General features: G+C 70.7%; 20 protein-coding genes and 2 pseudogenes. 9 read left to right on the top strand and 13 right to left on the bottom strand.

Features of this window, described 5'->3' with window-relative positions; genetic code table 11:
- Window positions 1–113 precede the first annotated feature (113 nt).
- Both serS and ACTWP8_RS22140 read left to right on the top strand, forming a co-directional pair.
- Entirely contained in the window at window positions 114–1,391 is a 1,278-nt protein-coding gene (serS, locus tag ACTWP8_RS22145) for a serine--tRNA ligase (RefSeq protein ID WP_443323905.1), read from the top strand.
- Entirely contained in the window at window positions 1,388–2,215 is an 828-nt protein-coding gene (locus tag ACTWP8_RS22140) for an HAD family hydrolase (protein WP_443323904.1), read from the top strand. The genes serS and ACTWP8_RS22140 overlap by 4 nt, the downstream gene beginning before the upstream one ends.
- 78 nt (window positions 2,216–2,293) lie before the next feature.
- On the opposite strand, the gene ACTWP8_RS22135 is transcribed toward ACTWP8_RS22140, so the two are convergent.
- The 4 genes from ACTWP8_RS22135 to ACTWP8_RS22120 are packed head-to-tail and all read right to left on the bottom strand — an operon-like array spanning window position 2,294 to window position 5,930.
- Entirely contained in the window at window positions 2,294–3,013 is a 720-nt protein-coding gene (locus tag ACTWP8_RS22135; protein WP_443316277.1) for an ABC transporter permease, read from the bottom strand.
- Window positions 3,014–3,027: 14 nt separating this feature from the next.
- Window positions 3,028–3,945 carry an ABC transporter ATP-binding protein gene (locus tag ACTWP8_RS22130; protein WP_443323903.1) on the bottom strand — a complete coding sequence of 306 codons (918 nt, stop codon included), beginning with the start codon at window positions 3,943–3,945 and terminating at the stop codon, window positions 3,028–3,030.
- A gap of 49 nt (window positions 3,946–3,994) precedes the next feature.
- Entirely contained in the window at window positions 3,995–4,918 is a 924-nt protein-coding gene (locus tag ACTWP8_RS22125) for an ABC transporter permease subunit (protein ID WP_443316275.1), read from the bottom strand.
- Window positions 4,908–5,930 (bottom strand): ABC transporter ATP-binding protein, encoded by a 1,023-nt coding sequence (locus ACTWP8_RS22120; protein WP_443323902.1) that lies wholly within the window; start codon window positions 5,928–5,930, stop codon window positions 4,908–4,910. Before ACTWP8_RS22120 ends, ACTWP8_RS22125 begins: the two co-directional genes overlap by 11 nt.
- Window positions 5,931–6,259: 329 nt before the next feature.
- Here ACTWP8_RS22120 and ACTWP8_RS22115 point away from each other — a divergent pair.
- A pseudogene (locus ACTWP8_RS22115) lies at window positions 6,260–6,361 on the top strand (RNA 2'-phosphotransferase); the annotation flags it as partial.
- A 25-nt stretch (window positions 6,362–6,386) separates the two neighbouring features.
- Here the strand turns inward: ACTWP8_RS22115 and pspAB are convergent.
- The 3 genes from pspAB to ACTWP8_RS22100 all read right to left on the bottom strand — a co-directional run bounded on the left by pspAB (window position 6,387) and on the right by ACTWP8_RS22100 (window position 8,998).
- Entirely contained in the window at window positions 6,387–6,983 is a 597-nt protein-coding gene (gene pspAB, locus ACTWP8_RS22110) for a PspA-associated protein PspAB (protein WP_443323901.1), read from the bottom strand.
- Between the two features lie 86 nt (window positions 6,984–7,069).
- Window positions 7,070–7,990: a zinc metalloprotease HtpX gene (gene htpX / locus ACTWP8_RS22105; protein WP_443323900.1), complete on the bottom strand. Its 921-nt coding sequence runs from the start codon at window positions 7,988–7,990 to the stop codon at window positions 7,070–7,072.
- A gap of 102 nt (window positions 7,991–8,092) precedes the next feature.
- On the bottom strand, window positions 8,093–8,998 hold the full coding sequence (locus ACTWP8_RS22100) for an LLM class flavin-dependent oxidoreductase (protein WP_443323899.1): 906 nt from the start codon (window positions 8,996–8,998) through the stop codon (window positions 8,093–8,095).
- 185 nt (window positions 8,999–9,183) lie between these two features.
- Here ACTWP8_RS22100 and ACTWP8_RS22095 point away from each other — a divergent pair, with 185 nt between their 5' ends.
- A complete protein-coding gene (locus tag ACTWP8_RS22095) occupies window positions 9,184–10,095 on the top strand; it encodes a Cof-type HAD-IIB family hydrolase (RefSeq protein WP_443323898.1) in 912 nt (303 codons plus the stop codon).
- A 123-nt stretch (window positions 10,096–10,218) separates the two neighbouring features.
- Here ACTWP8_RS22095 and cydD read toward each other — a convergent pair whose 3' ends face one another.
- The 4 genes from cydD to hisC form a co-directional block, all read right to left on the bottom strand.
- The gene (gene cydD / locus ACTWP8_RS22090) at window positions 10,219–13,782 is read right to left on the bottom strand and encodes a thiol reductant ABC exporter subunit CydD (RefSeq protein WP_443323897.1); all 3,564 of its coding nucleotides are present in this window, start codon (window positions 13,780–13,782) and stop codon (window positions 10,219–10,221) included.
- 75 nt (window positions 13,783–13,857) lie between these two features.
- Window positions 13,858–14,862 (bottom strand): cytochrome d ubiquinol oxidase subunit II, encoded by a 1,005-nt coding sequence (cydB, locus tag ACTWP8_RS22085; protein ID WP_443323896.1) that lies wholly within the window; start codon window positions 14,860–14,862, stop codon window positions 13,858–13,860.
- A gap of 29 nt (window positions 14,863–14,891) precedes the next feature.
- The gene (locus ACTWP8_RS22080) at window positions 14,892–16,397 is read right to left on the bottom strand and encodes a cytochrome ubiquinol oxidase subunit I (protein WP_443323895.1); all 1,506 of its coding nucleotides are present in this window, start codon (window positions 16,395–16,397) and stop codon (window positions 14,892–14,894) included.
- 157 nt (window positions 16,398–16,554) lie between these two features.
- Window positions 16,555–17,637, bottom strand: a complete 1,083-nt coding sequence (hisC, locus tag ACTWP8_RS22075; protein ID WP_443323894.1) for a histidinol-phosphate transaminase — start codon at window positions 17,635–17,637, stop codon at window positions 16,555–16,557.
- Between the two features lie 341 nt (window positions 17,638–17,978).
- Between hisC and ACTWP8_RS22070 the strand changes: the two genes are divergently transcribed.
- The 4 genes from ACTWP8_RS22070 (at window position 17,979) to ACTWP8_RS22055 (ending at window position 22,309) form a co-directional block, all read left to right on the top strand.
- Window positions 17,979–19,079 carry a LacI family DNA-binding transcriptional regulator gene (locus tag ACTWP8_RS22070; protein WP_443323893.1) on the top strand — a complete coding sequence of 367 codons (1,101 nt, stop codon included), beginning with the start codon at window positions 17,979–17,981 and terminating at the stop codon, window positions 19,077–19,079.
- 338 nt (window positions 19,080–19,417) lie between these two features.
- On the top strand, window positions 19,418–20,476 hold the full coding sequence (locus ACTWP8_RS22065; RefSeq protein ID WP_443323892.1) for a metallophosphoesterase: 1,059 nt from the start codon (window positions 19,418–19,420) through the stop codon (window positions 20,474–20,476).
- 180 nt (window positions 20,477–20,656) lie between these two features.
- The gene (locus ACTWP8_RS22060; RefSeq protein WP_443323891.1) at window positions 20,657–21,562 is read left to right on the top strand and encodes a hypothetical protein; all 906 of its coding nucleotides are present in this window, start codon (window positions 20,657–20,659) and stop codon (window positions 21,560–21,562) included.
- Window positions 21,563–21,694: 132 nt separating this feature from the next.
- Window positions 21,695–22,309, top strand: coding sequence for a hypothetical protein (locus ACTWP8_RS22055; RefSeq protein ID WP_443323890.1), 615 nt, complete (start codon window positions 21,695–21,697; stop codon window positions 22,307–22,309).
- A 73-nt stretch (window positions 22,310–22,382) separates the two neighbouring features.
- Here the strand turns inward: ACTWP8_RS22055 and ACTWP8_RS22050 are convergent.
- Window positions 22,383–22,523, bottom strand: a pseudogene (locus tag ACTWP8_RS22050) (thiamine biosynthesis protein ThiC); the annotation flags it as partial.
- A gap of 79 nt (window positions 22,524–22,602) precedes the next feature.
- Between ACTWP8_RS22050 and ACTWP8_RS22045 the strand changes: the two are divergent.
- Window positions 22,603–24,159 (top strand): recombinase family protein, encoded by a 1,557-nt coding sequence (locus tag ACTWP8_RS22045; protein WP_443323889.1) that lies wholly within the window; start codon window positions 22,603–22,605, stop codon window positions 24,157–24,159.
- A 147-nt stretch (window positions 24,160–24,306) separates the two neighbouring features.
- Here the strand turns inward: ACTWP8_RS22045 and ACTWP8_RS22040 are convergent, their stop codons facing one another.
- A complete protein-coding gene (locus ACTWP8_RS22040) occupies window positions 24,307–24,840 on the bottom strand; it encodes a replication initiator (RefSeq protein WP_443323888.1) in 534 nt (177 codons plus the stop codon).
- Window positions 24,841–25,415: the final 575 nt, after the last annotated feature.

Raw genomic sequence — 25,415 nt, 5'->3', positions numbered from 1 at the left:
GAATTATTGACGTCCTTCGGAGTCGAATTTCGCGATCGCGGCAAAACGGTCAAAAGGGTGCGTAATGGAATATCGGGTCGAGCGTCGGCAGTGCGCACCGGTAGCCTGGTGGGGTGATTGACCTTCGTCTGCTCCGTGAGGACCCCGACCGTGTCCGCGCGTCCCAGCGCGCCCGTGGAGAGGACGTCGCGCTCGTCGACGCGCTGCTCTCCGCCGACGAGCGGCGCAGGTCGTCCAGCGTCCGCTTCGACAAGCTCCGAGCCGAGCAGAAGGCGCTCGGCAAGCTGATCCCCAAGGCCTCGGGTGACGAGAAGGCCGAGCTGCTGAAGAAGGCGGGCGAGCTGTCCGCCGCGGTCAAGGCCGCCGACGCCGAGCAGGACGAGGCCGCGGAGGAGACCCAGCGCCTGGTGCTCCAGCTGGGCAACCTCGTGCACCCGGACGTCCCGGTGGGCGGCGAGGAGGACTTCACCGTCCTGGAGACCGTCGGCACCCCGCGCGACTTCGCGGCCGAGGGGTTCGAGCCGAAGGACCACCTCGAGCTCGGCCAGCTCCTCGGTGCCATCGACGTCGAGCGCGGCGCCAAGGTGTCGGGATCCCGCTTCTACTACCTGACCGGAATCGGCGCGCTGCTGGAGCTCGCCCTGGTCAACGCCGCGATCGCGCAGGCCACGGCCGCGGGCTTCGTTCCCATGCTCACCCCGGCGCTGGTCAAGCCTCGCGCCATGGAGGGCACGGGCTTCCTCGGCCAGGCCGCCGAGAACGTCTACCACCTGGAGAAGGACGACTTCTACCTGGTCGGCACCTCCGAGGTCCCGCTCGCCGCGTACCACATGGACGAGATCATCGAGGCCGACCGGCTGCCGCTGCGGTACGCGGGCTTCTCGCCCTGCTTCCGCCGCGAGGCCGGCACGTACGGCAAGGACACCCGCGGCATCTTCCGGGTGCACCAGTTCGACAAGGTCGAGATGTTCTCCTACGTCACGCCGGAGGACTCGGAGGCCGAGCACCAGCGGCTGCTGGACTGGGAGAAGCAGTGGCTGACCGGCCTCGAGCTGCCCTTCCAGGTCATCGACGTGGCCACGGGCGACCTGGGCTCCTCCGCCTCGCGCAAGTTCGACTGCGAGGCCTGGATCCCGGCCCAGGGCAAGTACCGCGAGCTGACGTCCGCCTCGAACTGCACCGAGTACCAGGCGCGGCGGCTGTCGGTGCGGATGCGCGACGGCAAGCACGTACGCCCGCTGGCCACGCTGAACGGCACGCTCTGCGCGGTGCCCCGGACGATCGTCGCGCTGCTGGAGAACCACCAGCAGGCCGACGGTTCTGTGCGCGTCCCCGAGGTGCTGCGCCCGTACCTGGGCGGACGTGAGGTCCTGGAGCCGGCCGGCGCGTGAGTTCCGACGGCGGCTCCCCTTCCCTCCCGTACCAACTGATCGCGACCGACCTCGACGGCACGCTGCTGCGCGGCGACGAGACGGTCTCGCAGCGCTCGCGCGACGCGCTCGCCGCGGCCACCGCGGCGGGCGCCTCGCACATCGTCGTCACGGGGCGTGCCGTGCCCTGGGTCCGCCACATCCTGGACGACCTCGGCTACCGGGGGCTCGCGGTGTGCGGCCAGGGCGGTCAGGTCTACCACGCGGGCGAGCACCGGCTCCTGACGTCCGTCACGCTCGACCGGCAGCTCGCCGGGCTGGCCCTCGCCAAGATCGAGGCGGAGACCGGCCCGCTCGCGCTGGCCGCGAGCCGGGACGGGCTGGAGGGCGAGGTGCTGGCCGGCCCCGGCTACCGGGTTCAGGAGGGCCCCCTGCCGGTGGTGCCGTTCGAGGACCCCGCCGAGCTGTGGTCCGCCCCGCTCAACAAGATCTACCTGCAGCACCCGGAGCTGGGCGACGACGAACTCGCCCGGGTCGCGCTGGAAGTGGCGGGCCATTTCGTGGGCGTCACGATGGCGGGCGAGGGCATCGTCGAGCTGCTGCCCCTCGGCCTGACCAAGGCCACCGGTCTCTCACTGGCGGCCCGCCGGCTCGGCCTGACGGGCGCCGACACCATCGCCTTCGGGGACATGCCCAATGACATCCCCATGTTCGGGTGGGCCGCGTACGGCGTCGCGATGGCGGGCGCGCACGACGAGCTGAAGGCTGTGGCCGACGAAGTCACCGCGTCCAACGAGGAGGACGGCATCGCGCTCGTCCTGGAGCGGCTCTTTCCCGCCGCCTGAGTCGGGTCGGCGCTGCACCGGGACCGGGTCCTGGCCTGCTCCGGCCGTGGTGCGGCGCCCTTCCCGTACGGATCCGCCCTACTCCTCCCCGGCCAGCGTGAGCGCCCGCAGCTTCTGGCCCGCGTACAGCGTGGCCGCCAGCGTGACTCCGGCCAGCAGGGACACCGCGAGCGGGAAACCGACGTTCGAGGTGATCAGGCCTCCGTCGGCGATCTTCTGGGCGAGGGCGAGCGCCCACTGCTGCACGCTCAGTTTCTGCGCGCCCGGCATCAGGCTGCCGAAGAGCGACTCCCACACCAGGGCGTAGACCAGGCCGAAGACCACCGCGTGCCGGGTGAGGGTACCGAGAAGCAGGAACAGTGCGGCATAGGCGATGGAGGCCACCGTCGCCGCGGCCCCGTAAGCGACCGCGATCTGCTGGCCGTTGCCGTTGAGGAGGTAGCCCGCGAGCAGGGTGGGGAGCGCCGAGAAGGCGATCGTGACCCCGATGGCGACGACGAGTTTGGTGACGATGATCGTCGGTCGCTTCACGGGCTTGGCGAGCAGATAGACGATCGAACCGTCGTCGATCTCCGGGCCGATCGCACCCGTTCCGGCGATCACACCGATCAGCGGCACCATCGTCGCCAGCGCGAAGCCGCCCAGCACGTCGGCCGCGATCTGGTCGTCGGGGCCGCTCAACGTCCGCACCAGCAGCGAGATGATCAGCAGCAGGGCGGGCAGCGCGAAGAGGATCAGTGCCCGGCGGCGGCCGAGCACGGCCCGGTAGGTGAGCCGGGCGACCGTGGGGTTGTACATCGGTTCAGGCTCCTTCAGGCCGCGACGAGATAGGAGAAGACGCTCTCGAGGGACTCGTCGGAGGGCGAGACCGTGAAGAGCCGGATGCCGTGCTCGCGGGCGACCCGCGGCAGCAGCTCGGTGAAGCGCGGAAAGTCGACGGCCTGGATATGCAGGGCGTTCTCCACCGCGTCGACCTCGATGCCCGCCGTGGACGGGTCCGCGATCAGCGCGGCGGCCAGTGCCCGGTCGTCGCTGGACCGCACGAGATAGCGGTGCGGCCGGTCCGTCATCAGGCGGCGGATCCTGCGGAAGTCGCCGGAGGCCGCGTGCCGCCCCGCCACGACGACCTCGATGTGGGAGGCGAGCTGCTCGACCTCCTCCAGGATGTGGGAGGAGAACAGGACCGTACGGCCCTCCTCGCCCATCAGCCGCAGCAGATCCATCAGCTGCATCCGCTGCCGCGGGTCCATGCCGTTGAACGGCTCGTCGAGCAGCAGCACGGACGGCTCGTGGACCAGCGCGGACGCCATCTTCACGCGCTGCCGCATGCCCTTGCTGTACGTGGCGATCTTGCGCTTCTGCGCGTATTCCATCTCGACGGTGGCCAGCGCCTTGCGGGCTGCCGAGCCCGGGTGGGGAAGGCCGTGCAGCTCGGCGTTGGCGAGCACGAACTCCTGGCCCGTCAGGAAGTCGTACATCGCCTCCCGCTCGGGGACGATGCCGATCTCCCGGTACACCTGCTCGTTGCGCCACACCGCGGTGCCGTCGAGGGTGACGGAGCCCGTGGAGGGGGCCAGGAAACCGCCCATCATGTTGATGAGGGTGGACTTCCCGGCGCCGTTGGGGCCGAGCAGCCCGGTCACGCCGGGCCCGATCGTCATGGTGATGTCGTTGACGGCGACGACGTTCCCGAACCAGCGGGACGCGTGATCGATGTGAAGTGTTGTCATGGGCGCAGCCCATTCCTTAGAAGGGTGGTGGCGGGCGACGGGTGGGGGGTCACAGCCCGACCTTTCGGTAACGGCGCATCAGGAGGGCGTAGGAGCCGGCGATCAGGCCGAGGACGACGGCCAGGTAGACGGCTCCGGCGAGGGCGCCCGGCGGGCCGTAGCCGCCGGGGAAGGCGGAGGTCGCGCCGAGGAACTTCGTCTGCACGCCGTCGATGAGGGTCACCGGCGAGAACAGGCCGAGCCAGCCCACCGCATCGGAGTTGCCCTCATCGTGCGCGATGGCCTGGACGGTGGTCACGGCGCCGTAGGAGATGGTCAGCACGGCGATGACAGCGGCGACGCCGAAGCCGCGGCGCGGGGTGAGCGCGGCGATGACGAGACCGATGCCGGCGAAGAGGACGGACAGCAGGGCCACGGATACCAGTCCCTGCGCGAATCCCTCGGTCTGGTCGGTGAAATCGAGTTTGGCGAGCAGCGCCCCGGCATACAGGACGAGGAGCGGCACCGCGGTGAGGATGAACAGCGCCGATGCCATGGCCGCGAACTTCGCCGCCACGTAGTCGGCGCGCTCGATTGGGCGGGAGAAGTAGAGCGGTACGGTCCTGAAGCGCAGGTCGCGGGAGACGGACTGGGGTGCCTGGGAGGCGACGTAGAGACCGATGACCGCCTGGAGGTAGAGCGCGTAGCGGGTGTACTCCAGAGGCAGGTCCTTGGCCTTGGTGAAGACCGCGACCGCGACGATGATGCCCGCGGGCAGGCACATCACGGCGAACAGCAGCATCGGCAGCACCTTGGACTTGGCGGAGCGGCCGAGGCCGTACGCACCGCGCAGGCTCTGGGCGAACAGCGAGCGGCGGGCGTAGGCCCGGCCGAGACGCGATCCTTCATAGGTGCGGTACCCGATGTTGTGGATACGGGTGGGGTCCGCGGACTGTGCCGGTGCCGCGGCCGGGGTGGTGGTCTCAGGCGGCATCGCGGCCTCCTCCATTCTGGTCTTCCGAACGGAAGACCTCGGCGATGTGGTGGCGGCGCTGTTCCATGCGCACCAGTCCGATGCCGAGTGCGGCGACGGTGTCGCGGACCGTGTCGTAGGTGCCGTCGTCGGTGACGTCCAGCAGCAGGACATGGCCCGCGCCGGGGGCGCGGCCGCCCGCGTGCACCTCGATGCCCGCGGCGGCGAGGGCCTCACGGAGGGCCGCCGTCCCGTCGGGGTGGCGGTCGGTGTCGGTGACCTCGAGCGCGATCGTCGCGGTGGTCTGCGTGAAGTCACTGGTGGAGCTGGAGCGGAGCAGCTGCCCGCCGTCGATGACGACCACGTGGTCGCAGGTGCGCTCCAGCTCGCCGAGCAGGTGGGAGGTGACCAGGACCGAGATGCCGAAGTCGGTGTGGACGCGGCGGATCAGGCCCAGCATCTCGTCGCGGCCGACCGGGTCGAGGCCGTTGGTGGGCTCGTCGAGGAGGACCAGCTGCGGGTCGTGGACGAGCGCCTGGGCCAGCTTGACGCGCTGTTTCATACCGGTCGAATAGCCCCCGATGGGGCGGTAGCGCTCCTCGTAGAGGCCGACGTGGCGCAGGGTGTCGGCGGTGCGCTCGCGTGCGGCGGCGGGCGGCAGCCCGGACATGCGCGCCATGTGGACGACGAACTCGGTGGCCGAGACGTCGGGCGGCAGGCAGTCGTGCTCGGGCATATAGCCGACCCGCTCGCGGATGGCGCTGCCGTGCGTGGCGACGTCGAGTCCCAGCACGGCGGCGCGGCCCTCGCTGGCGGGGGAGAGGCCGAGGAGGATCTTGATCAGGGTGGACTTGCCGGCCCCGTTGGCACCCACCAGGCCGGTGACGCCCGGCGTGATGTCCACGGAGAGCCGGTCGAGCGCGGTCACCCGCGGGAACCGCTTGCTGAGGCTTTCTGTCGCGATCACAGTCACGTTTTCGACGGTAGTGGCGCGGGCCACACCTTTCGTCAGACCTGGAGGCTGGTTCGGCATCCGACTCGAGGGTGACGTTCCCGTAGGGGTTCGTACACCTTCGTAGTTACCCGGGATATCCACAGGGCCTGCTACGGCCGTTGTCTCAGCCGCTCGGCATGGTCACATTCGTCACACGCCGGATTGGGCGAACAGGCGCTCAGGGATGGATGGTTGACCGACGACCTCAGCAGTCGCCAGTCAACGGGCGGCGGAGCTGGGGGGTTTGCCGCGGTCGCCGCGGACTCCAGAGGGGGTGCCCGCGGAGCCCGCGGCGTAGCCTGTGCCGCTCCCCGCCGGTACGGTCCGGGCCGTCCGCGACCTGGTCGGCCCCGAGGCGGCCCCGGCCGGTGGACGCCGGTGCGATGTGCCGCGCCGGGCACGAGTTCCGGGTCAGCGCCAACGGCGTCTGGCTGGTGGACGCCGTGCCACCGGAGTTCCTCCGCTTCCCCCGGCTGGCTCCCCGGCTACCCGGCGTCAGCCCCCGCCCAGGCCCGGTGCGCCCCAGACCGGAAACCAGCGCGCAAGATCCTGCTCCATCCGCAGGTCGTCCGCGAGAAGCGCCTTGACCTGCAGTTCCAGGGCGTTGTCGCGCTTCTCGGTGACGCCCGGGAGAGGCGCGAAGGGGTAGAAGGTGCCGCGCTTGTAGAGGTAGACGAGCGCCAGCGCGCGGTCGCCCGCGGCCTCGCGGAAGCCGACCAGCGAGCAGAGCAGCTGGGGGCCGAAGCCGCCGTCCTGGAGGATGGTGTTGACGGCGTGCAGGTCGTTGACCAGCGAGGCCGTGTCGTCGGCCGGGTGGCGGGCCAGGAGCCAGGTGTAGCCGTACGCGTCCCGGCTGAACTCGACCGGTACGCCGCCCCGGTCCGTATCCGCGTCGAGCAGTTCCCGTACGTCCCGCTGGAGTTGGGCGAAGGCGCCGCCCTCGACGCTGGCGAAGCACACCGAGCCGACACCCGTCGGGGTGAAACCGGCGCCCGCCTGCAGCGTGATCGCCGCGGCGGGCAGGCCGAAGAGCTGGTCGAGGTCCGGGCGCACCGGCTTGCTGCGGCCGAGGATGGTGTCGAGAAGACCCACGGAACATCAGCCCCTCGTGTCGTCTGTCGCCGTCACAGTCGTCCTCATCGTCCTCATCGCCCTCATCGTCGTCGTCCTCATCGTCGTCACGGGCGGCCCAGCTGCGCCGAGATGCGGCCCAGTTGCTCCAGCCTCTGCTCCAGCGTCGGGTGCGAGGACAGCAGCCGGCTCAGGCTCGCCTTGGAGGAGAAGGCGGGCGCGAACCAGAAGGCGTTGAACGGCTCCGCCTTCCGCAGATCCTGTGTGGGGATCTTCGCCATCTGGCCGGTCACCTTCGTCAGCGCGGAGGCGAGCGCCGACGGGCGCCCGGTCAGCAGCGCGGCCGCGCGGTCGGCGGTCAGCTCGCGGTAGCGCGAGAGCAGCCGGGTGAGCAGGAAGCTGATCACGTAGACAACGGCGCTGACCAGGGGTATCAGGATCATGGCGATGGCGGTGTTGCTGTCCCTGCTGTCGCCCGCCCGGCTCAAGCCGCCCCACAGCGCGATACGGGTCATCACACCCGCGAGCACACCCAGGAACGACGCGATGGTCATCACCGCGACATCGCGGTGTGCGACATGCGACAGCTCGTGGGCGAGGACACCCTCCAGCTCCTCCGGCTCCAGGCGCCGGAGCAGGCCGGTCGTGGCGCACACGAGGGCGGTGCGCTCGTTCCGGCCGGTGGCGAAGGCGTTGGGCACGTCGCTCTCGGAGATCGCGACGCGCGGCTTGGGCATGTCCGCGAGCGCGCAGATGCGGTCGACCGCCCCGTGCAGCTCGGGTGCCTGCCGGGGCGTGACCTCCCGAGCGCCCATGCTGTAGGCCGCGATCCGGTCGCTGAACCAGAACTGGGCGATGAACAGCCCGCCCGCGATGATGAGGATGATCGGCCAGGCTCCCCTGAGGAAGGCCATCAGGACGCCGACGAACACCACATAGAGCAGCCCGATCAGGAACATCGTCGTCACCATGCGAGTGGTGAGTCCCTGGTCGGGGACGTATCGGGAACGAGTCCGGGTCCCTGGCATCTGACACCCTCCAGACGCGACTGTCGTCCTGCGCCTACGTCTCGATTGTGCTCCTTTCGCACCTATAGGCGGGATAAAGAGGGGGAGAGGCCGCCCGCGTGCTCAGCCCAGCTGCGCCAGGCCCTCCGTCGCGACGCGCTCGAAGATCTTCTGGTCCGCCGCAAAGATCGAGTCCGGGATCGGCCAGTGCAGGACAATTTCCGTGAAGCCCAGCTCCGCGTGCGCGCCCGCGAAGTCCACGAAGGCGTCGAAGGAGTCCAGCGGGCGGTCCGGGGTGAAGCCCGTGAGCAGGATCTTCTCCAGCTCGTCGGAGCTGCGGCCGATCTCGGCGCAGGCTTCGGAGAGCCGCTCCAGCTGCCGGCCGATGGCGGCCAGGGACTCCGCGGGCGTACCGCTCTTGGAGGTCTTGGGGTCACCGGTCGTGACCCACCCCTGGCCGTGGCGCGCGGCGAGCTTCAGCCCGCGCGGGCCGGTCGCCGCGACCGCGAAGGGGAGGCGTGGCCGCTGGACGCAGCCGGGGATGTTGCGGACCTCGTGCGCGGAGTAGAACTCGCCGTCGTACGTCACGACGTCCTCGCTGAGGAGGCGGTCGAGCAGCGGCACAAACTCGCCGAAGCGGTCGGCACGCTCACGCGGCGACCAGGGCTCCTGCCCCAGCGCGGTCGCGTCGAAGCCGTTGCCCCCGGCCCCGATGCCGAGGGTGACGCGCCCCCCGGTGATGTCGTCGAGGGACATCAGCTCCTTGGCGAGCGCGACGGGGTGGCGGAAGTTCGGGGAGGTGACGAGCGTGCCGAGCCGGAGGCGTCCGGTCACGGCAGCGGCGGCGGTCAGGGTCGGCAGGGCGCCGAACCACGGGCCGTCGCGGAAGTTGCCGCGCCAGGAGAGGTGGTCGTATGTGAAGGCCGTACGGAAGCCCAGCTCCTCGGCCTGCCGCCAGACCTCCTGCCCGCCCTCGTGCCAGCGGCGGACGGGCAGGATCACGGTGCTCAGTCGCAGAGAAGACGCCATGCCCACGAGCGTATGCGCCGCCGGTGACAGCGCCACCACCCGCCCGCACCCCGCTGACCGGCCGCCCGGCGCTCTGCGCCCGGGGCGAGGCGAACCCGCCCCCGGCGCCGCGGGCCCCAGGGCGGGCCGTCCACGCCTCGCCGAGGCGCTCCTATGGGCACCCCGTCGCACGGCTGTGTCCGCATATGCGCGAAGATGGCCCTGTGACTTCAGCTACCGAGCGGCCTGAGCCGCAGACGCCGGAATCCGACCGCTCGGCGCCGTTCCCCCGCCGCGTACGGCTGATCGCCACCGACCTCGACGGAACGCTTCTGCGGGACGACAAATCGGTCTCCGACCGCACGGTCGCGGCACTCGACGCCGCCGAGCGGGCCGGAATCGAGGTCTTCTTCGTCACCGGCCGCCCGGCCCGCTGGATGGGCGTCGTCAGCGACCACGTCCACGGCCACGGCCTGGCCATCTGCGCCAACGGCGCCGCGGTCGTCGACCTGCACCGCGAGGGTCTCGTCCTGGAGGTACGGCCCCTGGAGCGGCCCGACGCTCTCACCGTCGTCGAGGCCCTGCGCGCCGCCGCGCCCGGCACCTCCTTCGCCGTCGAGCTGACCAACGGCATCCACTACGAGCCGGACTACCCGCCCTTCCACCTCGATCCCGGCTCCGACGTCGCCGCCGCCGAGAAGCTGCTCTCGCCGGAGTGGGCGACCGCGGACCAGCCCGTGCTCAAGCTGCTCGCGCACCACCCCGCCCTCGCCCCGGACGAATTCCTCGTGCTGGCCCGTACGGTGGTCGGCGAGCACGCCTCCTTCACCCGCTCCAGCCCCACCGCCCTGCTGGAGATCAGCGGCCTCGGCGTCAGCAAGGCGTCCACCCTCGAGCGGTGCTGTGCGGCGCGCGGCATCGCGCCCGAGGAGGTCGTGGCCTTCGGGGACATGCCCAATGACGTGGAGATGCTGGCCTGGGCCGGGACCTCGTACGCCATGGCCAACGCGCACCCGGACGTGCTGGCCGCGACCTCGGCCCGTACGGTCGCCAACAACGAGGACGGCGTCGCGATCGTCATCGAGCGGATCGTTGCGGCCCAGCAGAACGGCGCCTAGGGCTTCCGGTCGTCGTCTCTGCGGCTGACGTCGAGCCCGATGAGTCCCTCGGGCGGTCAGGGGGGCGGCGCGGTCAGGGGGCGGGGCGGTCAGGCACTCAGGGCAGTCAGGCACTCAGGGCAGTCAGGCACTCAGGGCGGTCAGGTGGGTCTCCGCCGCCTCCTCCCGGTCCAGCATCCGCCGGAACGGGCCGTCCGCCGCGGCCAGCTCCCCGTACCTCCCGCGCTGCGCGACCCGCCCCCGCTCCAGCACGACCACCTCGTCCACGGACGCGAGCCCGGCCAGGCGGTGGGTGATCAGGAGGGTCGTACGGCCCTCGGTCGCGGCGAGCAGGTCCGCGGTGAGCGCGTCGGCGGTCGGCAGGTCGAGGTGCTCTGCGGGCTCGTCCAGGACGAGGACGGGGAAGTCGGCGAGCAGGGCGCGTGCGAGCGCGAGCCGCTGCCGCTGGCCGCCGGACATGCGGGCGCCGTGCTCGCCCACGAGCGTGTCGAGGCCGTCGGGAAGGCCGTCGACCCAGTCGAGCAGCCGGGCCCGGGCGAGGGCTTCCCGCAGGTCGGCGTCCGTCGCGGGCGGCCTGGCCAGCCGCAGGTTCTCGCGCAGCGAGCTGTCGAAGATGTGCGCGTCCTGGGCGCAGAGGCCGACCAGCCGCCGTACAGCGTCGCCGTCGAGCGCCGAGGCATCGGTCCCGGCCAGGGTGTACGTACCGGCTTCGGCGTCCAGGAACCGGAGCAGTACCTGCGCGAGCGTCGTCTTGCCGGAGCCCGAGGGGCCGACGACGGCGATACGGCGGCCGGGGGTCAGGTCGAGGTCGAGGCCGCGCAGCGCGGGGGCCTGCTGCCCGGGGTGGCGGGCGGTCAGATTCCGTACGGCCAGGGGGAAGGGACCGGCGGGCGGCTCGGCCGGGTGCGCGGGCTCCCGTACGGGCGCCGGCGCGTCCAGCACGTCCCGCACCCGCTCGGCGGCGCGGCGGCTGCGCTGCCGGTACTGAACGGCGAGGGGGAGACCCGCGACCGCCTCGAACGTGGCGAGCGGGGTCAGCACGACGACCGCAAGGGCCACACCCGAGAGGCGGCCGTCGTGCACGGCCTGCACGCCCGTCCACGCGGCGGCCGCCACCGTCAGGCCGCAGACCAGCGCGGACAGCCCGGCGCCCGCCCCGGCGGCGGCCGCGGACCTCGCCGCGGACCGGGTCAGCGCGCGGTCCGCGGCGCGAGCGTCGTCCGTACGGGCCGTGAGCGCGCCTGCGACGGTGAACTCTGCCGCGCCGGTGAGGAGGTCGACGACCCGGGTCGCGAGCGCGCCGCGGGCGGGGGCGAGCTGCCGCTCGGCGCGGCGGGCGAGCGCCCCGGAGAGCAGCGGCACGCCGACTCCGGCGGCGAGCAGGCCGGCGGCGAGTACGGCACCGGCCTCCGGGAGGAGCCACATGGTGAAGCCGACGGATCCGGCACCGACGAGTGCGGCGGCTCCTGCGGGGAGGAGCCAGCGGAGGAAGTAGTCCTGGAGCGAGTCGACGTCCGCGACGAGCCGGGAGAGGAGGTCGCCGCGGCGGGTCTCCTTCAGACCGGCGGGGGCGAGGCGCTCCAGGCGCGCGTAAACCGCCACGCGCAGGTCCGCGAGCATGCGGAAGACGGCATCGTGGGCGACGAGGCGCTCGGCGTAGCGGAAGACGGCGCGGCCGATGCCGAAGGCGCGGGTGGCCGTCACGGCGACCATCAGGTAGAGCACGGGCGGCTGTTCGGAGGCCCGCGAGATGAGCCAGCCGGATACGGACATGAGGCCGACGGCACTGCCGAGCGCGAGGGTTCCGAGCAGCAGCGCGAGCCCGAACCGGCCGCGCCGCGTCCGCGCCATCCGGCGCACCCACCCCAGCGGACCCCCGCGCTCCGGGCGGGAGTTCCCTCCCCACCCACCCGCTTGAACGGGCGCTTCGCACCCGTCTTGGGGCGGGTGGGTGGGAAGAGCCCGCGCCGAAGCCGCGGTGCGGTGAGCGGCGCCGACGGCAGCGGCCGCGCCCGCCTCGGTGGCGGTCCCGGTCGCAGCCGCGCCCGCTGCCCCGGACAGGGCGATCACCCGGTCCGCGAGCGGGAGGAGGGCCGGGCGGTGGGCGACCATGAGGACCGTGCGGTCGGCGGCGAGGCGGCGGATGGCATCGAGGATCGAGGACTCCGTCTCGCCGTCCAGGTTCGCCGTCGGCTCGTCGAGCAGCAGCACCGGCCGGTCCGCCAGGAAGGCGCGGGCCAGGGCGATCCGCTGGCGCTGGCCCGCCGACAGGCCCGCACCGTCCTCGCCGAGTGCGGTGTCCTGGCCTTCCGGCAGCTCGGCTACGAAGTCCAGCGCACCCGCGGCTCGCAGGGCGTCCCGTACCGCGGCGCCGTCCGCGTCCGGCCGCGCCAGCCGTACGTTCTCGGCGACCGTCCCGGCGAAGAGGTACGGCCGCTGCGGAAGCCACGCGATCTGCCGCCGCCAGCTCTCGCGGGATACGCCCGCCAGGTCCGCGTCGCCGACGAGCACCCGCCCCGACGACGGTTCGGCGAAGCCGAGCACTGCCCCGAGCAGCGTCGACTTGCCCACCCCGCTCGCCCCGGTGAGTGCGACCGTCTCGCCGGGAGCCACCACGAACGACGTCTCGGGAAGCGACGGTTCCGCACGCCCTGCATGCCGTACGACCAGGCGTTCCACCCGGATCGCCGCGCCGCGCGCGTCCGGCGCGGCCGCGGTGCCGTCCTCGCGCGGCGGGGTCTCCAGCACCGCGAACACCTCGTCCGCCGCCGCGAGTCCCTCCGCCGCGGCGTGGTACTGCGCGCCCACCTGCCGCAGCGGCAGATACGCCTCGGGAGCCAGGACCAGGATGACGAGGCCCGTATACAGATCCAGGTCCCCGTGGACCAGCCGCATACCGATCCCGACCGCGACCAGCGCCACCGACAGCGTCGACAGCAGCTCCAGCGCGAACGACGAAAGGAAGGCGATCCGAAGGGTCCGGAGCGTGGCCCGCCGGTAGTCACCGGTGATCGCGCGGATCGACTCCGCCTGGGCGCGGGCCCGCCCGAAGACCTTGAGGGTCGGCAGCCCTGCGACGACGTCGAGGAAGTGCCCGGACAGCCGGGACAACAGCCGCCACTGACGGTCCATCCGGGCCTGCGTGGCCCAGCCGATCAGCACCATGAAGAGCGGGATCAGCGGAAGTGTCAGGACGATGACGGCCGCCGACACCCAGTCCGCCGTCACTATCCGCGCCAGCACCGCCACCGGCACCACCACCGCCAGCCCGAGCTGCGGCAGATAGCGCGCGAAGTAGTCGTCCAGCGCGTCGACGCCGCGCGTGGCGAGCGCGGTCAGCTCGCCGGTCCGCTGCCCGCTCAGCCATGCAGGACCGAGCCGTACGGCGTGCTCCAGCAGCCGGAGCCGCAGCTCCGACTTGACCGATGCGCTCGCCCGGTGCGCGGCCAGCTCGGTGAGCCACGATACGAGCCCCCGCCCCACCGACACGGCGGCGAGCAGCAGCAGCGGCCTGCCGAGATCGCCGGCCGTCAGGTCCCGCTGGAAAGCCCCGACGACCACCTCGGCGATGAGCATCGCCTGGGCGACGACCAGCCCTGCCCCGGCCAGCCCGAGCGCCACGGCCGCGGCCAGGAAACCGCGGGTGGCGCGGGCGTGCCGGAGCAGTCGCGGGTCGATGGGTTTCACGTGAAACATCCCTGGTCGAGCATGCAGAGCATCTCAGCCCACCGCATTCGGTCCACCGCCTTCACTGCGCCGCGCTCAGTGCGAAGCATCCGCGATGTGCTGCGTACCGATCCGCTTGCGGAAGACCCAGTACGTCCAGCCCTGGTAGAGCATCACCAGCGGAGTGGCGATGCCCGCACACCACGTCATGATCTCCAGCGTGTACGGGGTGGACGATGCGTTGGCGACCGTCAGGTTCCACCGCGGGTCCAGCGACGACGGCATGACGTTCGGGAAGAGCGTCAGGAAGAGCATCGCCACAGCGGCGACGATCGTCACGCCGGACATCGCGAACGACCAGCCCTCGCGCCCCGCCAGGTTGAACCCGATGGCTCCGACCAGCGCCACCACCGCGACGGCGGCCGCGATCAGGCTCGATCCGTCCCCCTTGTCGAGCTGGGTCCAGATGAGGAAGCCGAGCGCGAGCACTGCCGACACAAGACCCAGCCCGGTCGCGAGCCGCCGCGCCCGCCCCCGGATGTCACCGACCGTCTTGAGCGCCGTGAACACCGCCCCGTGGAAGGTGAACAGGGCCAGCGTCACCAGACCGCCCAGCAGCGCGTACGGATTGAGCAGATCGAGCAGATTCCCGACGTACTCCTTGTCCGCGTCGATCTTCACCCCGCGCACGATGTTGCCGAAGGCGATGCCCCACGCCACGGCGGGCAGCAGCGATGTCCAGAAGATCGCGTGTTCCCAGTTGGTCTGCCAGCGCTCCTCGCTGCGCTTGGCCCGGTACTCGAAGGCGACACCGCGGATGATCAGGCAGACCAGGATCAGCAGAAGCGGCAGGTAGAAGCCGGAGAAGAGGGTGGCGTACCACTCGGGGAAGGCGGCGAAGGTCGCCGCGCCCGCGCTGATCAGCCACACCTCGTTCCCGTCCCAGACCGGCCCGATGGTGTTGATGAGCACCCGGCGCTCGCTCCGGTCCCGGGCCAGCAGCTTGGTCAGCACACCGACTCCGAAGTCGAAGCCCTCGAGGAAGAAGTAGCCGGTCCACAGGACGGCGATGACGACGAACCATACGTCGTGGAGTTCCATGCCTCGCTCCTCTCAGTGTTCTCCGGGCCTCAGTACGAGAAGGCCATCGGGCGGTCGGCGTCCGCGTCGCCGCCGATCCTGGTGGGCGGGTTGCGGTCGGCGTCGGTGAGCTCGGGCGGTCCGGCCTTCACGTACTTCAGGAGGAGCCTGACCTCGACGACGGCGAGGATCGCGTAGAGCGCGGTGAAGACGATCATCGAGGTGAGGACCTCGCCCTGGGAGACGCCGGGGGAGACGGCGTCGGCGGTGCGCAGGACGCCGTAGACGACCCACGGCTGGCGGCCCATCTCGGTGAAGATCCAGCCCCAGGAGTTGGCGATCAGCGGGAACGTGATGGTGAGCAGGGCGATCCGCCAGTACCAGGTGGTGAGCTTGGGTCCGAGCGCCCTGCCCTTGGTGAGCGCGAGCCGCGGCACCTGGTCCTCGCCCGTGCGCAGCGCGGGCGCGAGCCAGCGCTTCTTGCGGCTGAGCCAGAGACCGGCGACGCCGATGGCGAACGACGTCATGCCGAAGCCGATCATCCAGCGGAAGCCCCAGTACGCGACGGGGATGTTGGGCCGGTAGTCGCCGGGCCCGAACCGTTCCTGCTCGGCCCTGTTCACGTCGTTGATGCCCGGGACCTCGGAGGTGAAGTCGTCGTTGGCGAGGAAGGACAGCAGCGTGGGGATCTCGAGGGCGACCGTGTTGTGGCCCTTCTCGACATCGCCGTACGCGAAGAGGGAGAAGGGTGCCGGCGCCTCGCTCTCCCACAGGGCTTCGGCCGCGGCCATCTTCATCGGCTGCTGCTCGAACATGACCTTGGCGAGCCGGTCGCCGCTGACCGCGGTGAGCAGGCCTGCGACGACGAGCGTGACCAGGCCGAGGCGGAGCGAGGTGCGCATGACCGGGATGTGCCTGCCGCGCATCAGGTGATAGGCGGCGATCCCGACGATGAAGGCGCCACCGGTGAGGAAGGCCGCGGTCAGCGTGTGGAAGACGACGACCAGGGTGGTGTCCTGGCTGATGACGCGCCAGAAGTCGGTGAGCTCGGCGCGGCCCGAGGCCTCGTTGAACCGCCAGCCCACCGGGTGCTGCATCCAGGAGTTGGCGGCCAGGATGAAGTACGCGGACAGCATGGTGCCGATCGCCACCGTCCACATGCACGCACAGTGGATCTTCTTGGGCAGCTTGTCCCAGCCGAAGATCCACAGCCCGATGAAGGTGGACTCGAAGAAGAACGCGATCAGCGCCTCGAAGGCGAGCGGCGCACCGAAGACGTCGCCGACGAAGCGGGAGTAGTCGGACCAGTTCATGCCGAACTGGAACTCCTGCACGATGCCGGTGACGACACCCATGGCGATATTGATCAGGAAGAGCTTGCCCCAGAACTTCGTCGCCCGGAGGTACTTCTCCTTGCCCGTCCGCACCCAGGCCGTCTCCAGGCCCGCGACCAGCGCGGCGAGGGAGATCGTCAGGGGAACGAAGAGGAAGTGGTAGACGGTGGTGATGCCGAACTGCCAGCGGGCCAGGGTTTCTGGCGCCAAAGCCAGGTCCATGCCGCCCTCTCCTTACGTCGTTGCGGCCACGCTCGCACACTGCCCTTCGAAAGCGAGCTTGTGAACGCGTTCACATTCACAAGCCATGATGGCACATACAAATCCGCCGCCGGCGGCCGGGGGTCCCCGGCCGCCCTGCGGCCCCGGCAGGCCGGTCCTACAGCCCCAGCCGGAACTCCGCCGCCACCCGCAGCAGCAGGTCGTTCGCCTCGTTCTCCCCGATCGTGGCCCGGACGCCCTCCCCCGGGAACGGCCGTACGACCACGCCGGCCTTCTCGCACGCCTCCGCGAAGTCCACCGTTCGCTCCCCCAGCCGCAGCCATACGAAGTTCGCCTGCGAGTCGGGGACCGTCCAGCCCTGCTCGGCCAGCGTTTCCTCCACCCGCTTCCGCTCGCCGACCAGCGAGCCGACCCGTCCCAGCAGCTCGTCCTCGCAGCGCAGCGAGGCGACCGCCGCGTCCTGCGCCAGCTGGCTCACCCCGAACGGCACCGCGGTCTTGCGCAGCGCCGCCGCCACCGGCTCGTGCGCCACCGCGAAGCCGACCCGCAGCCCGGCCAGGCCGTACGCCTTCGAGAAAGTGCGCAGCACGCACACGTTGGGCCGCTGCCGGTAGATCTCGAGGCCGTCCGGCACCTCGGGGTCGCGGATGAACTCCTTGTACGCCTCGTCCAGCACCACCAGCACATCGGTCGGCACCCGGTCGAGGAAGCGCTCGAGCTCGGCCCGGCGCACCGCCGTCCCGGTCGGGTTGTTCGGGTTGCAGACGAAGATCAGCCGGGTCCTGTCGGTGACGGCGTCCGCCATGGCGTCCAGGTCGTGCACCTCGCCCGCGGTCAGCGGCACCTGCACCGGCCGCGCCCCGCTGATCTGCGTGATGATCGGGTACGCCTCGAAGGACCGCCAGGCGTAGACCACCTCGTCGCCCGGTCCCGAGGTCGACTGGACGAGCTGCTGCGCGATGCCGACCGAGCCGGTGCCCGTCGCCAGGTGCTCCACGGGAACGCCGAAGCGCTCGGCGAGCTCCGCCATCAGCACGGTGCAGGCCATGTCCGGGTAGCGGTTGAAGTCGGCCGCCGCGGCCAGCGCGGTCTCCATGACGCCGGGCAGCGGCGGGTACGGGTTCTCGTTGGAGGACAGCTTGTACGTCACGCGGCCGCCCGCGGCAGCTGCGGGCCGGCCCGGCTTGTACGTCGGGATGCCGTTCAGCGCATCGCGCAGCTTCGGGGTCTTTTCAGTCACCGCGGGTCCTCCTCGACCGTCCGGCACAACAGCAATACTCCACACCTTATGAGGATTGCCGTGCTGGGCGTGAGGGCCGGGGGGAGCGCCCTTTCTCGTAGCGCGCGCCCGTGGCGTACGCCTTGGCGCGCATCCCTCGTGAAGGTGACTTGAGACCGCTTCGAGACCAAGACCAATGCGCAGGTGAGCCCCCGAGAACGCCCCCCAGTTCTCCTCAGGAATCCCCAACTCTCTTGTATTTCAAGGCAGTTGAGGGAAGATGGTCATGCAGAAACGTGCCTGTCGTCGGCGATTCGAGGGGTCCCGCGAATGGACCACCCGAGCCCTACTATCGGCTCGCCATGACAGCAGCAGGGAAGCACCAGGTGAGCCGGTCGCCCGGCCGTCGACTGGGGCGCGCGGGCATCCGGGATGTGGCCGCCGCCGCCGGTGTCTCAATCACGACAGTCTCCGACGCCCTCAACGGCAAGGGCCGGCTCCCCGACGCCACACGGCGCCACGTTCGCGAAGTCGCCGACCGGCTGGGCTACCGCCCGTCCGCAGCGGCCCGCACCCTCAGGACCGGGAGATCCGGTCTCATCGGTCTCACCGTCACCACGTACGGGGATGAACCTTTCACCTTCACCGAGTTCGCCTACTTCGCCGAGATGGCGCGTGCCGCGACCTCCGCCGCCCTCGCCCGCGGCTACGCACTCGTCATCCTGCCCGCCACCTCCCGCCACGACGTCTGGTCGAACGTCGCCCTCGACGGCACCATCGTCATCGACCCCTCCGACCACGACCCGGTGGTGACCGAACTCGTCCGCCAGGGCCTCCCCGTCGTCTCCGACGGCCGCCCCGCCGGCTCGCTCCCCGTCACCGCATGGGTCGACAACGACCACGAGGCCGCCGTTCTCGGCCTCCTCGACCACCTCGCCGAGGCCGGCGCCCGCCGCATCGGCCTGCTCACCGGCACCAGCACCGACACGTACACCCGGCTGTCCACCTCGGCGTACCTTGCCTGGTGCGAACGCGTCGGCCAGGACCCTGTGTACGAGGAGTACCCGGCCCACGACCCGTGTGCCGGTGCCGTCGCCGCCGACCGGCTGCTGGCCCGGCCGGACCGCCCCGACGCCGTCTACGGGCTCTTCGACCCCAACGGCACCGACCTGCTCGCCGCGGCCCGCCGCTACGGCCTGCGCGTCCCCGACGACCTGCTGCTGATCTGCTGCAGCGAGTCCACCGTCTACGCCTCCACCGAACCGCCCATCACCACGCTCTCCCTCAAGCCCCGCCGGATCGGAACCGCCGTCGTGCAACTGCTGATCGACGCCATCGAGGGCCTGAACGGCGGCCGTACGGTCGAGAAGGTGATACCGACAGAACTGATCGTGCGGACCTCCTCCCAGCGCCGCCCGCCGCGTACGACGGTCAGCGCACCACGATCGGCCCCACACGGCTGACCCGCTCGCCGGGCTTCTCGGGGCGTCCTCTCCACAGGGCGCTACCAGGCAATTTCGGGAGAAAAGCCCGGCGATCGCCGACGCCGCCGTGATTGACAGCCCCCTGGTGCGTCACAACCCGCGAGCAGCATTCCTATGATGGGCGCACGACACTGCGGACCGCCCGTCGACCAGGGGTTCTCCCGCTCGTTTCGCCGGGGTTCCCCCGCACCGGGCAGGGGAAGGGGTCCGACCGGTGCACGCCAGGCGCGAAGGTGGAGGGGTCGATGACTCAGGGGGCCGGTCAGGGACCCGCGGTAGGGGCCACGGCGGGGGTTTCGCCCGCCCCCACGCACGGCATGCCTTCCGCGCCCCCGCACGGATCCCCGGAGCCCCCGCACGCCTCCCCCACGCACCGGTACGCCTCCCCCGCCGCCCCGCGCACCTCGGTCCCGACGGACCTCCCGCCCGAGCACACACCGACCGAGCGCGACCTCCCGGTCATCGGCCGCGAGGGCACGGACGACGGAGCGACCCTCGCCCTCAGCCCCGTCGCCGGGACCGAGGCGGACGGCACCGCCGCTGCCGAGGGCGGCCCCGGACCGCTCTACGTCGTGGGCGACGTCCACGGCTACCTCGACGAGCTGCGCGAGGCGCTGCGCACCCAGGGCCTGATCGACGCCGAGGACCACTGGGCCGCGGGCACCACCCGGCTCTGGTTCCTCGGCGACTTCACCGACCGCGGCCCCGACGGCGTCGGCGTCATCGACCTCGTCATGCGCCTGTCGGCCGAGGCCGCGGCGGCCGGCGGCTACTGCAAGGCCCTGATGGGCAATCACGAGCTGCTGATCATCGGCGCCAAGCGGTTCGGCGACACCCCCGTCAACTCGGGGGCGGGCACCGCCTCCTTCCAGGCCGCCTGGCTGCTCAACGGCGGCCAGCGCACCGACATGGAGCGCCTCGAGGACCACCACCTGCAGTGGATGTCGCGGCTCGACGCCGTCGCCGAGGAGGACGGGCATCTGCTCGTGCACTCCGACACCACCGCCTACCTCGAGTACGGCGACTCGATCGAGGCCGTCAACGACAAGGTCACCGAGATCCTGCAGCGCAACGACGCCGACGAGTGCTGGGACCTCTTCCGCAAGTTCACCAAGCGCTTCGCCTTCCGCGACGACGAGGCCGGACCGCACGCCGTGCACGAGCTGCTGTCGCGGTACGGCGGACGGCGCATCGTCCACGGCCACAGCCCCATCCCGTACCTCCTGGGCGAGGTCGGCTCGGAGGACGCCGAGGACGACGAGGGACCCGACGTACAGGGGCCGCATGTGTACGCCGACGGGCTCGCGATCGCCATGGACGGCGGCGTGACGATGGCCGGAAAGCTGCTGGTCGTCCAACTTCCCCTGGCTGACTGAGGAATCTCGGGGCAGGCGTACGGGCAGGTGAATGCGCCGTCGGCTCGGGCATTTTCCGGAAACACCCTGTCACCCCGCGCCGGAAGCGCTCTACCATCGGCTTATCCGTAGCAGGCTCTCCTCCGTTTCCGCCCAACTGCCCGGTGAGAGTCGGCATGCAGGCCTACGGAGCATCGGGGGATGCACATGAACAGCGCTCCGCATCTGCTTCCCGAGGACCGCCCGGAGTTCGAGCGGATCCTCGGTGAGGCGCTGCGCACGGCGAATCAGCGGCCGGATCTGGCCGCAATCGGCCGGCGGCTCAACATCGAGCAGCTGCGCACCATGGCGCTGGCCGCCTCCGCCGCCATCTCCGCCTGCGCCGCCGCCGAGTACCAGCAGTACGTCAAACTCCGCGACGAACTGCGGGACGCGCCGCCCGCGACCTCGTCCCGTACGGAGGCCCAGGGCGGCATCGGGCAGGGCGGCAGAGGTGGGATGGGGCTGGCCGCGGTCGCGGGCGGGACGGCGGAGGCCCCGGGCGCGGGCCTGCTGGCCATCTTCTCGGTGCTCGCCCCGGTGCTGGCCGGCACCGCCGCCGTGATCTTCCTGCTGATCGGCTACCTGCTGCACGCCGTCGCCCCGGACGAGCCCGCCGCGGGACCGCTCATCAACGCGGGCTGGGTTTTCGTGGCCCTGACCGCCGCGGGCATCGTCATAGCCATGGCCGGGCTGCTGCTCACCGCCATGCGCAACGGCTCGAGCTCGGTGCGCGCGTCGGCGCGTGACGAGCGCTCCGTGGAGCTCGACCGGGCCAGAGATGCATGGCGGCTGGCGCTGCTGGAGCGCGGCGTGCTGCCCTTCCTCCGCGAGGCGCTGGCCGGCCCCGCGGCCCCGGCCAAGCGAAGCGGGGAGGGCGCGTACGGGGGCAAGGGCGCGTACGGCGGCGACCCGGACCTGCAGAGCCGTACGCCCCAACTGGGCTATTCGCGCCCCGGCTTCAGCACGGAGGGCGGCCCCGAGGAGGAGACCTCACAGCGCCCGTCCTTCAAGAGCCCCGGCTACACGAGCCCGGACTACGGCGGCCCCGAGCACGAGCCGACGTGACCGGCCGCGAACCGATGTGGCGGGCCCCGCGCACACCGAGTGCGGTGACGCGTACCCGGCGCGTCTGTTCGTGACCGGATTCATATGGCAGTCTCGTTCCGTCGCCCCCTCACGACCGAAGCGAACGCCGACGTGCCGTCTCTCCCTCTCACGCTGGCCGCCCGCCTGCTGCCGGTTGCCGTGCTCGCCACCGCAGGCTGGGCCATGACGTCGCGCCCCGCCGCGGACTCCGGCTCCGAGCCGGCAGGCGCCCCGAACCCGCCGCGGAGCACGGCCGTCGCCCCGGCGATCGCCAAGCCGCCCGCCCCCTGCCCCGCCATCCCCGCAGAGACGGTGAAGGAACTCGTCCCGGGCGCGAAGACGGCAGGCGCGGAGCTCAACACCGCCGACCCCAAGCGCCGTACGGGCTGCTCCTGGCACGCGCTGGACGGATTCGACTACCGCTGGCTCGACGTGACCTTCGAGACCACCCCGGCCGACCAGGCGGCCCGCTCGGCCTACGCCGACCGGAAGCAGCCCACGGCCGCGCCCGGCCTCGGGGACGAGGCCTCCGTCGGCACGAAGCTCACCAAGGAGGACGGCCAGCAGACCCGCGAGGCCGTCGTGGTCGTACGCAAGGCCAACGCACTGGTCACGGTGACCTACAACGGCAGCGACTTCGACAGCAAGAAGGCGCCGGGCGCGGACGCGATGAGCAAGGGCGCACTCGCCGCCGCCAAGAACGCCCTCGGCGCGCTCGACGACTGATCGGGCCCCGACGACTGAGCGGGCCCGGAGCACGGCGTCACCGCCGCGGCCCCGGACCCCGCTCGCGCCGCGCTCAGTCCGCGATCGGCAGGTACACGCGGTTCCCCGCCGCCGCGAACTCCTCCGACTTCTGCCGCATCCCGGCCTCGGCGTCCGCCTCCACCTCGTCCATCGCGCCGCCGTGCTCGCGCCGGATGTCATGCGAGATCTTCATGCCGTAGAGCATCAATAGATACCGCACCATCCGCTACCGTGGTCGTACCGGATGACCACCGGACAGGGGAGGGCTCCAGATGGAGAAGCGGGAAGAGGTCGTCAGCAGGCTGCGCGGAGTGCCCGAGGGTCTGCCCTCGGTCGAGGAGGTCCGGGCGATGCTCGCGGCGGACCCCGACCTGAAGTGCGTTGTCTGCTACGCGCGGATCTCCTTCGACGGGCGGGTGAAGGACGCCCACGGCATCGAAGACCAACACCGCGACATGACCGAGACCGCCGACAATTTCCGGTGGTTGGTCGTGTACCGCTACACGGACAACGACAAGAGCGCGTCCAAGGAGACCGTCGTACGAGACGACTTCGAGCAGCTGCTCACGGACCTCACCACGGGCACCACGCCCGAGGGTTATCCGATCCACGGCGTCATGGCCGTCAACGACGACCGCCTTTACCGTCGCCCGAGCGACTGGGAGCGCTACCTGAAGGCGTTCACCTCCCACGAGGGTCGCGTCTATCACGACTCAAACGGGGTGCAGGATCTCTACGCCGAAGGGTTCGAGATCAAGGGTCTGGTCGGAGTCGCCATGTCGCTCAGCGAGACACGCAAGAAGCAGCGCCGATCGCGGAACAGCCACCGCAGCAGGGCGATTCGCGGCCAGCCGGTGTCAGCGTGGCGCCCCTTCGGTTGGGACGACGACATGACCGCCCTTCGCCCCAAAGAGGCTGAGGCGATCCGCAAGGCAGTGCATGACGTACTCGCCGGAGCCTCCATCTCGGAGATCACCAAGAGGTGGAAGGAAGCCGGATTCCTCACCAGTCGTGGCAATCCCTTCCAATACCAGACGGTTAAGCAAGTCCTGATGAATGCCCGACTCTGTGGCTACCGGGAGATCAAGGGTGAGCTTGTCCGCGACGGCGACGATCAGCCGATCGTCGGGGAGTGGGAGCCGATCATCACTCCCAAGGAGTGGTACGCCGTGACAGCCAAGATCCGCGAACGCGGGCGCGGAAGCGGTTTGCCCCGTGGAGGCCTGGTTCACAAGTACCTGCTGACCGGCATCCTCCGATGCGGCAACGTGCTGGAGGACGGGACCGTGTGCAACCACAAGATGATCGGGATCAAGGCGAACGACTGGCTTAAGTACGAGCACGCTTACATGTGCAAGAAGACCGTGGACGGCGGTTGCAACAAGACCTACAAGCGCGGCGACAAGACGGACAAGTACATCCAAAGGCTGGTGATTGCCAAACTCAAGGCAGAGGCCGAGGCAGCCCAGCGCGACGTACCCGAGTGGGACAAGGGCGACGCCCTGGAACGCGCGATCCAGAGCCGCAAAGCGCTGGAGAAGCGATGGCAGGACGGCGACGTGGATGACGAGACGTTCTTTCGGAACCTCCCGCCCCTCGAAGTACGAATCAAAGATCTACGTGCCGACCAGGCACAGCACCTGGCAAGAAAGGCCGAAGCCGAGGCTGCTCGGGAGGACATCGCGAAGTCTTGGAAGTCGAAGACCCTCACTCAGCGACGTGAACTGATCAAGAAGGCCGTTCACGCAATCGTCGCCCTCCCCGGAGGCAAGGGGAACAAGGTGTTCGATGTCGACCTCCTCACGCCGGTGTGGCGGTCCGCCGAGTGAGCGTCAACCCCAGTATCTGCTCCATGCTGCGCAGTTGATCTTCCGAGAGCGGGGGAGACTCCCGTACGTACCGCTCGATCCAGGCGCGTACGGCAGCCTCCTCCGCTTTCTCCCGCTCGCTTGTGGGTCCGCTCGTCTCATCGCGGCTCATCGTGTGGCATCACCCGCCGCGCCGAGAGCCTCACGCGCGATCTCCCTGTTGCGGGCGAGATCATCCGCGATGCCAGCGGCGATGAGTGCCGCGCCGCGTGTGTGGCCTGAGCCGACGTAGCGCCAGCGCGCCTCCGTGACGGTGTCGAGGCCATGAGCGGGTACTGCTCCGGCGCGTTCATGCGCCGCGCGCTCTGCTCGTAATGCCGCATACGTGGTGGAGTAGCGGCGCGACTTGGTGAGGATGTGGCCGCGGTATCCGAGGCTGTGAGCCCAGGCGCGCAGGTGGAGCGGTTCGAGTTCGGGGAGTCCGCCGAGGCGCCAGCAGGTGTGCATGAGCGTGCGGACGTGCGGGGATACGGGTGCGTGGTCGATGTCCTCGGCACTGGTGAGGCGGTGGTCGGTGCCGCCGGCGGATCCGGCAGCACCCGCGCCTTTGGTGACGTACTTGGCTACGTACGCGGCTACCGCTTCTTCGGCCAGTCCGTTAGAACCGCCGAAGGCGCGGAGCGGCCGGACATCGAGCTGCATGCCCCATATGCTCTTGTCTGCGACCCTGACCCGAATCGGTCGCCATGGGTTCGTACATGGGCGGCCCGGCCCTCCGCATCTCGGGGGTATCTCCGGAGAGCCGGACCGCTTCGATAACGTTGACGGTCCGTTGCCGCTCCCTACACGCCACACCCGTAGACGGAGTGCCCCCCCCCCAGCGGTGCTCCACCCACCTGGTCGCGTGATCCAGGGGAGTTGGAAGGGCGAGGGCTACCGCTGACGTCGATCGCGGCAGGCCCCGCCCAGCTCTATGGCGGACACAGCCTCAGCCGCGCCTCGCGATGCCTTGTGATCGCCTGATACAGGCCGTACCGGCTGACGCCGAAGCGATCCGCGATCTGTTCATGGGGCACCCCTTGGGCCCGCAGTTCGGCGTACTCGGCCAGCTGCTAGGCACTACTGACCTTGAATGCGTGGTGTCGTTGGAGGCTGACGGCTGGTGATCCCTGCGGTATGCCGTCTCCATGAGGTATGCGCAGGGCGGCGGGCTGACCGCCGAACGCCGGGCGTTTCGTGAGCGGTTGCGGTTGGAGGCGGCCAAGCGGTTCGTTCAG

This window comes from Streptomyces sp. 7N604 (assembly GCF_052245475.1).
In the GTDB taxonomy this organism is placed as follows: domain Bacteria; phylum Actinomycetota; class Actinomycetes; order Streptomycetales; family Streptomycetaceae; genus Streptomyces.
The sequence above is the reverse complement of the archived record's forward strand: the minus strand, read 5'-3'. Positions and strand labels throughout refer to the sequence as shown.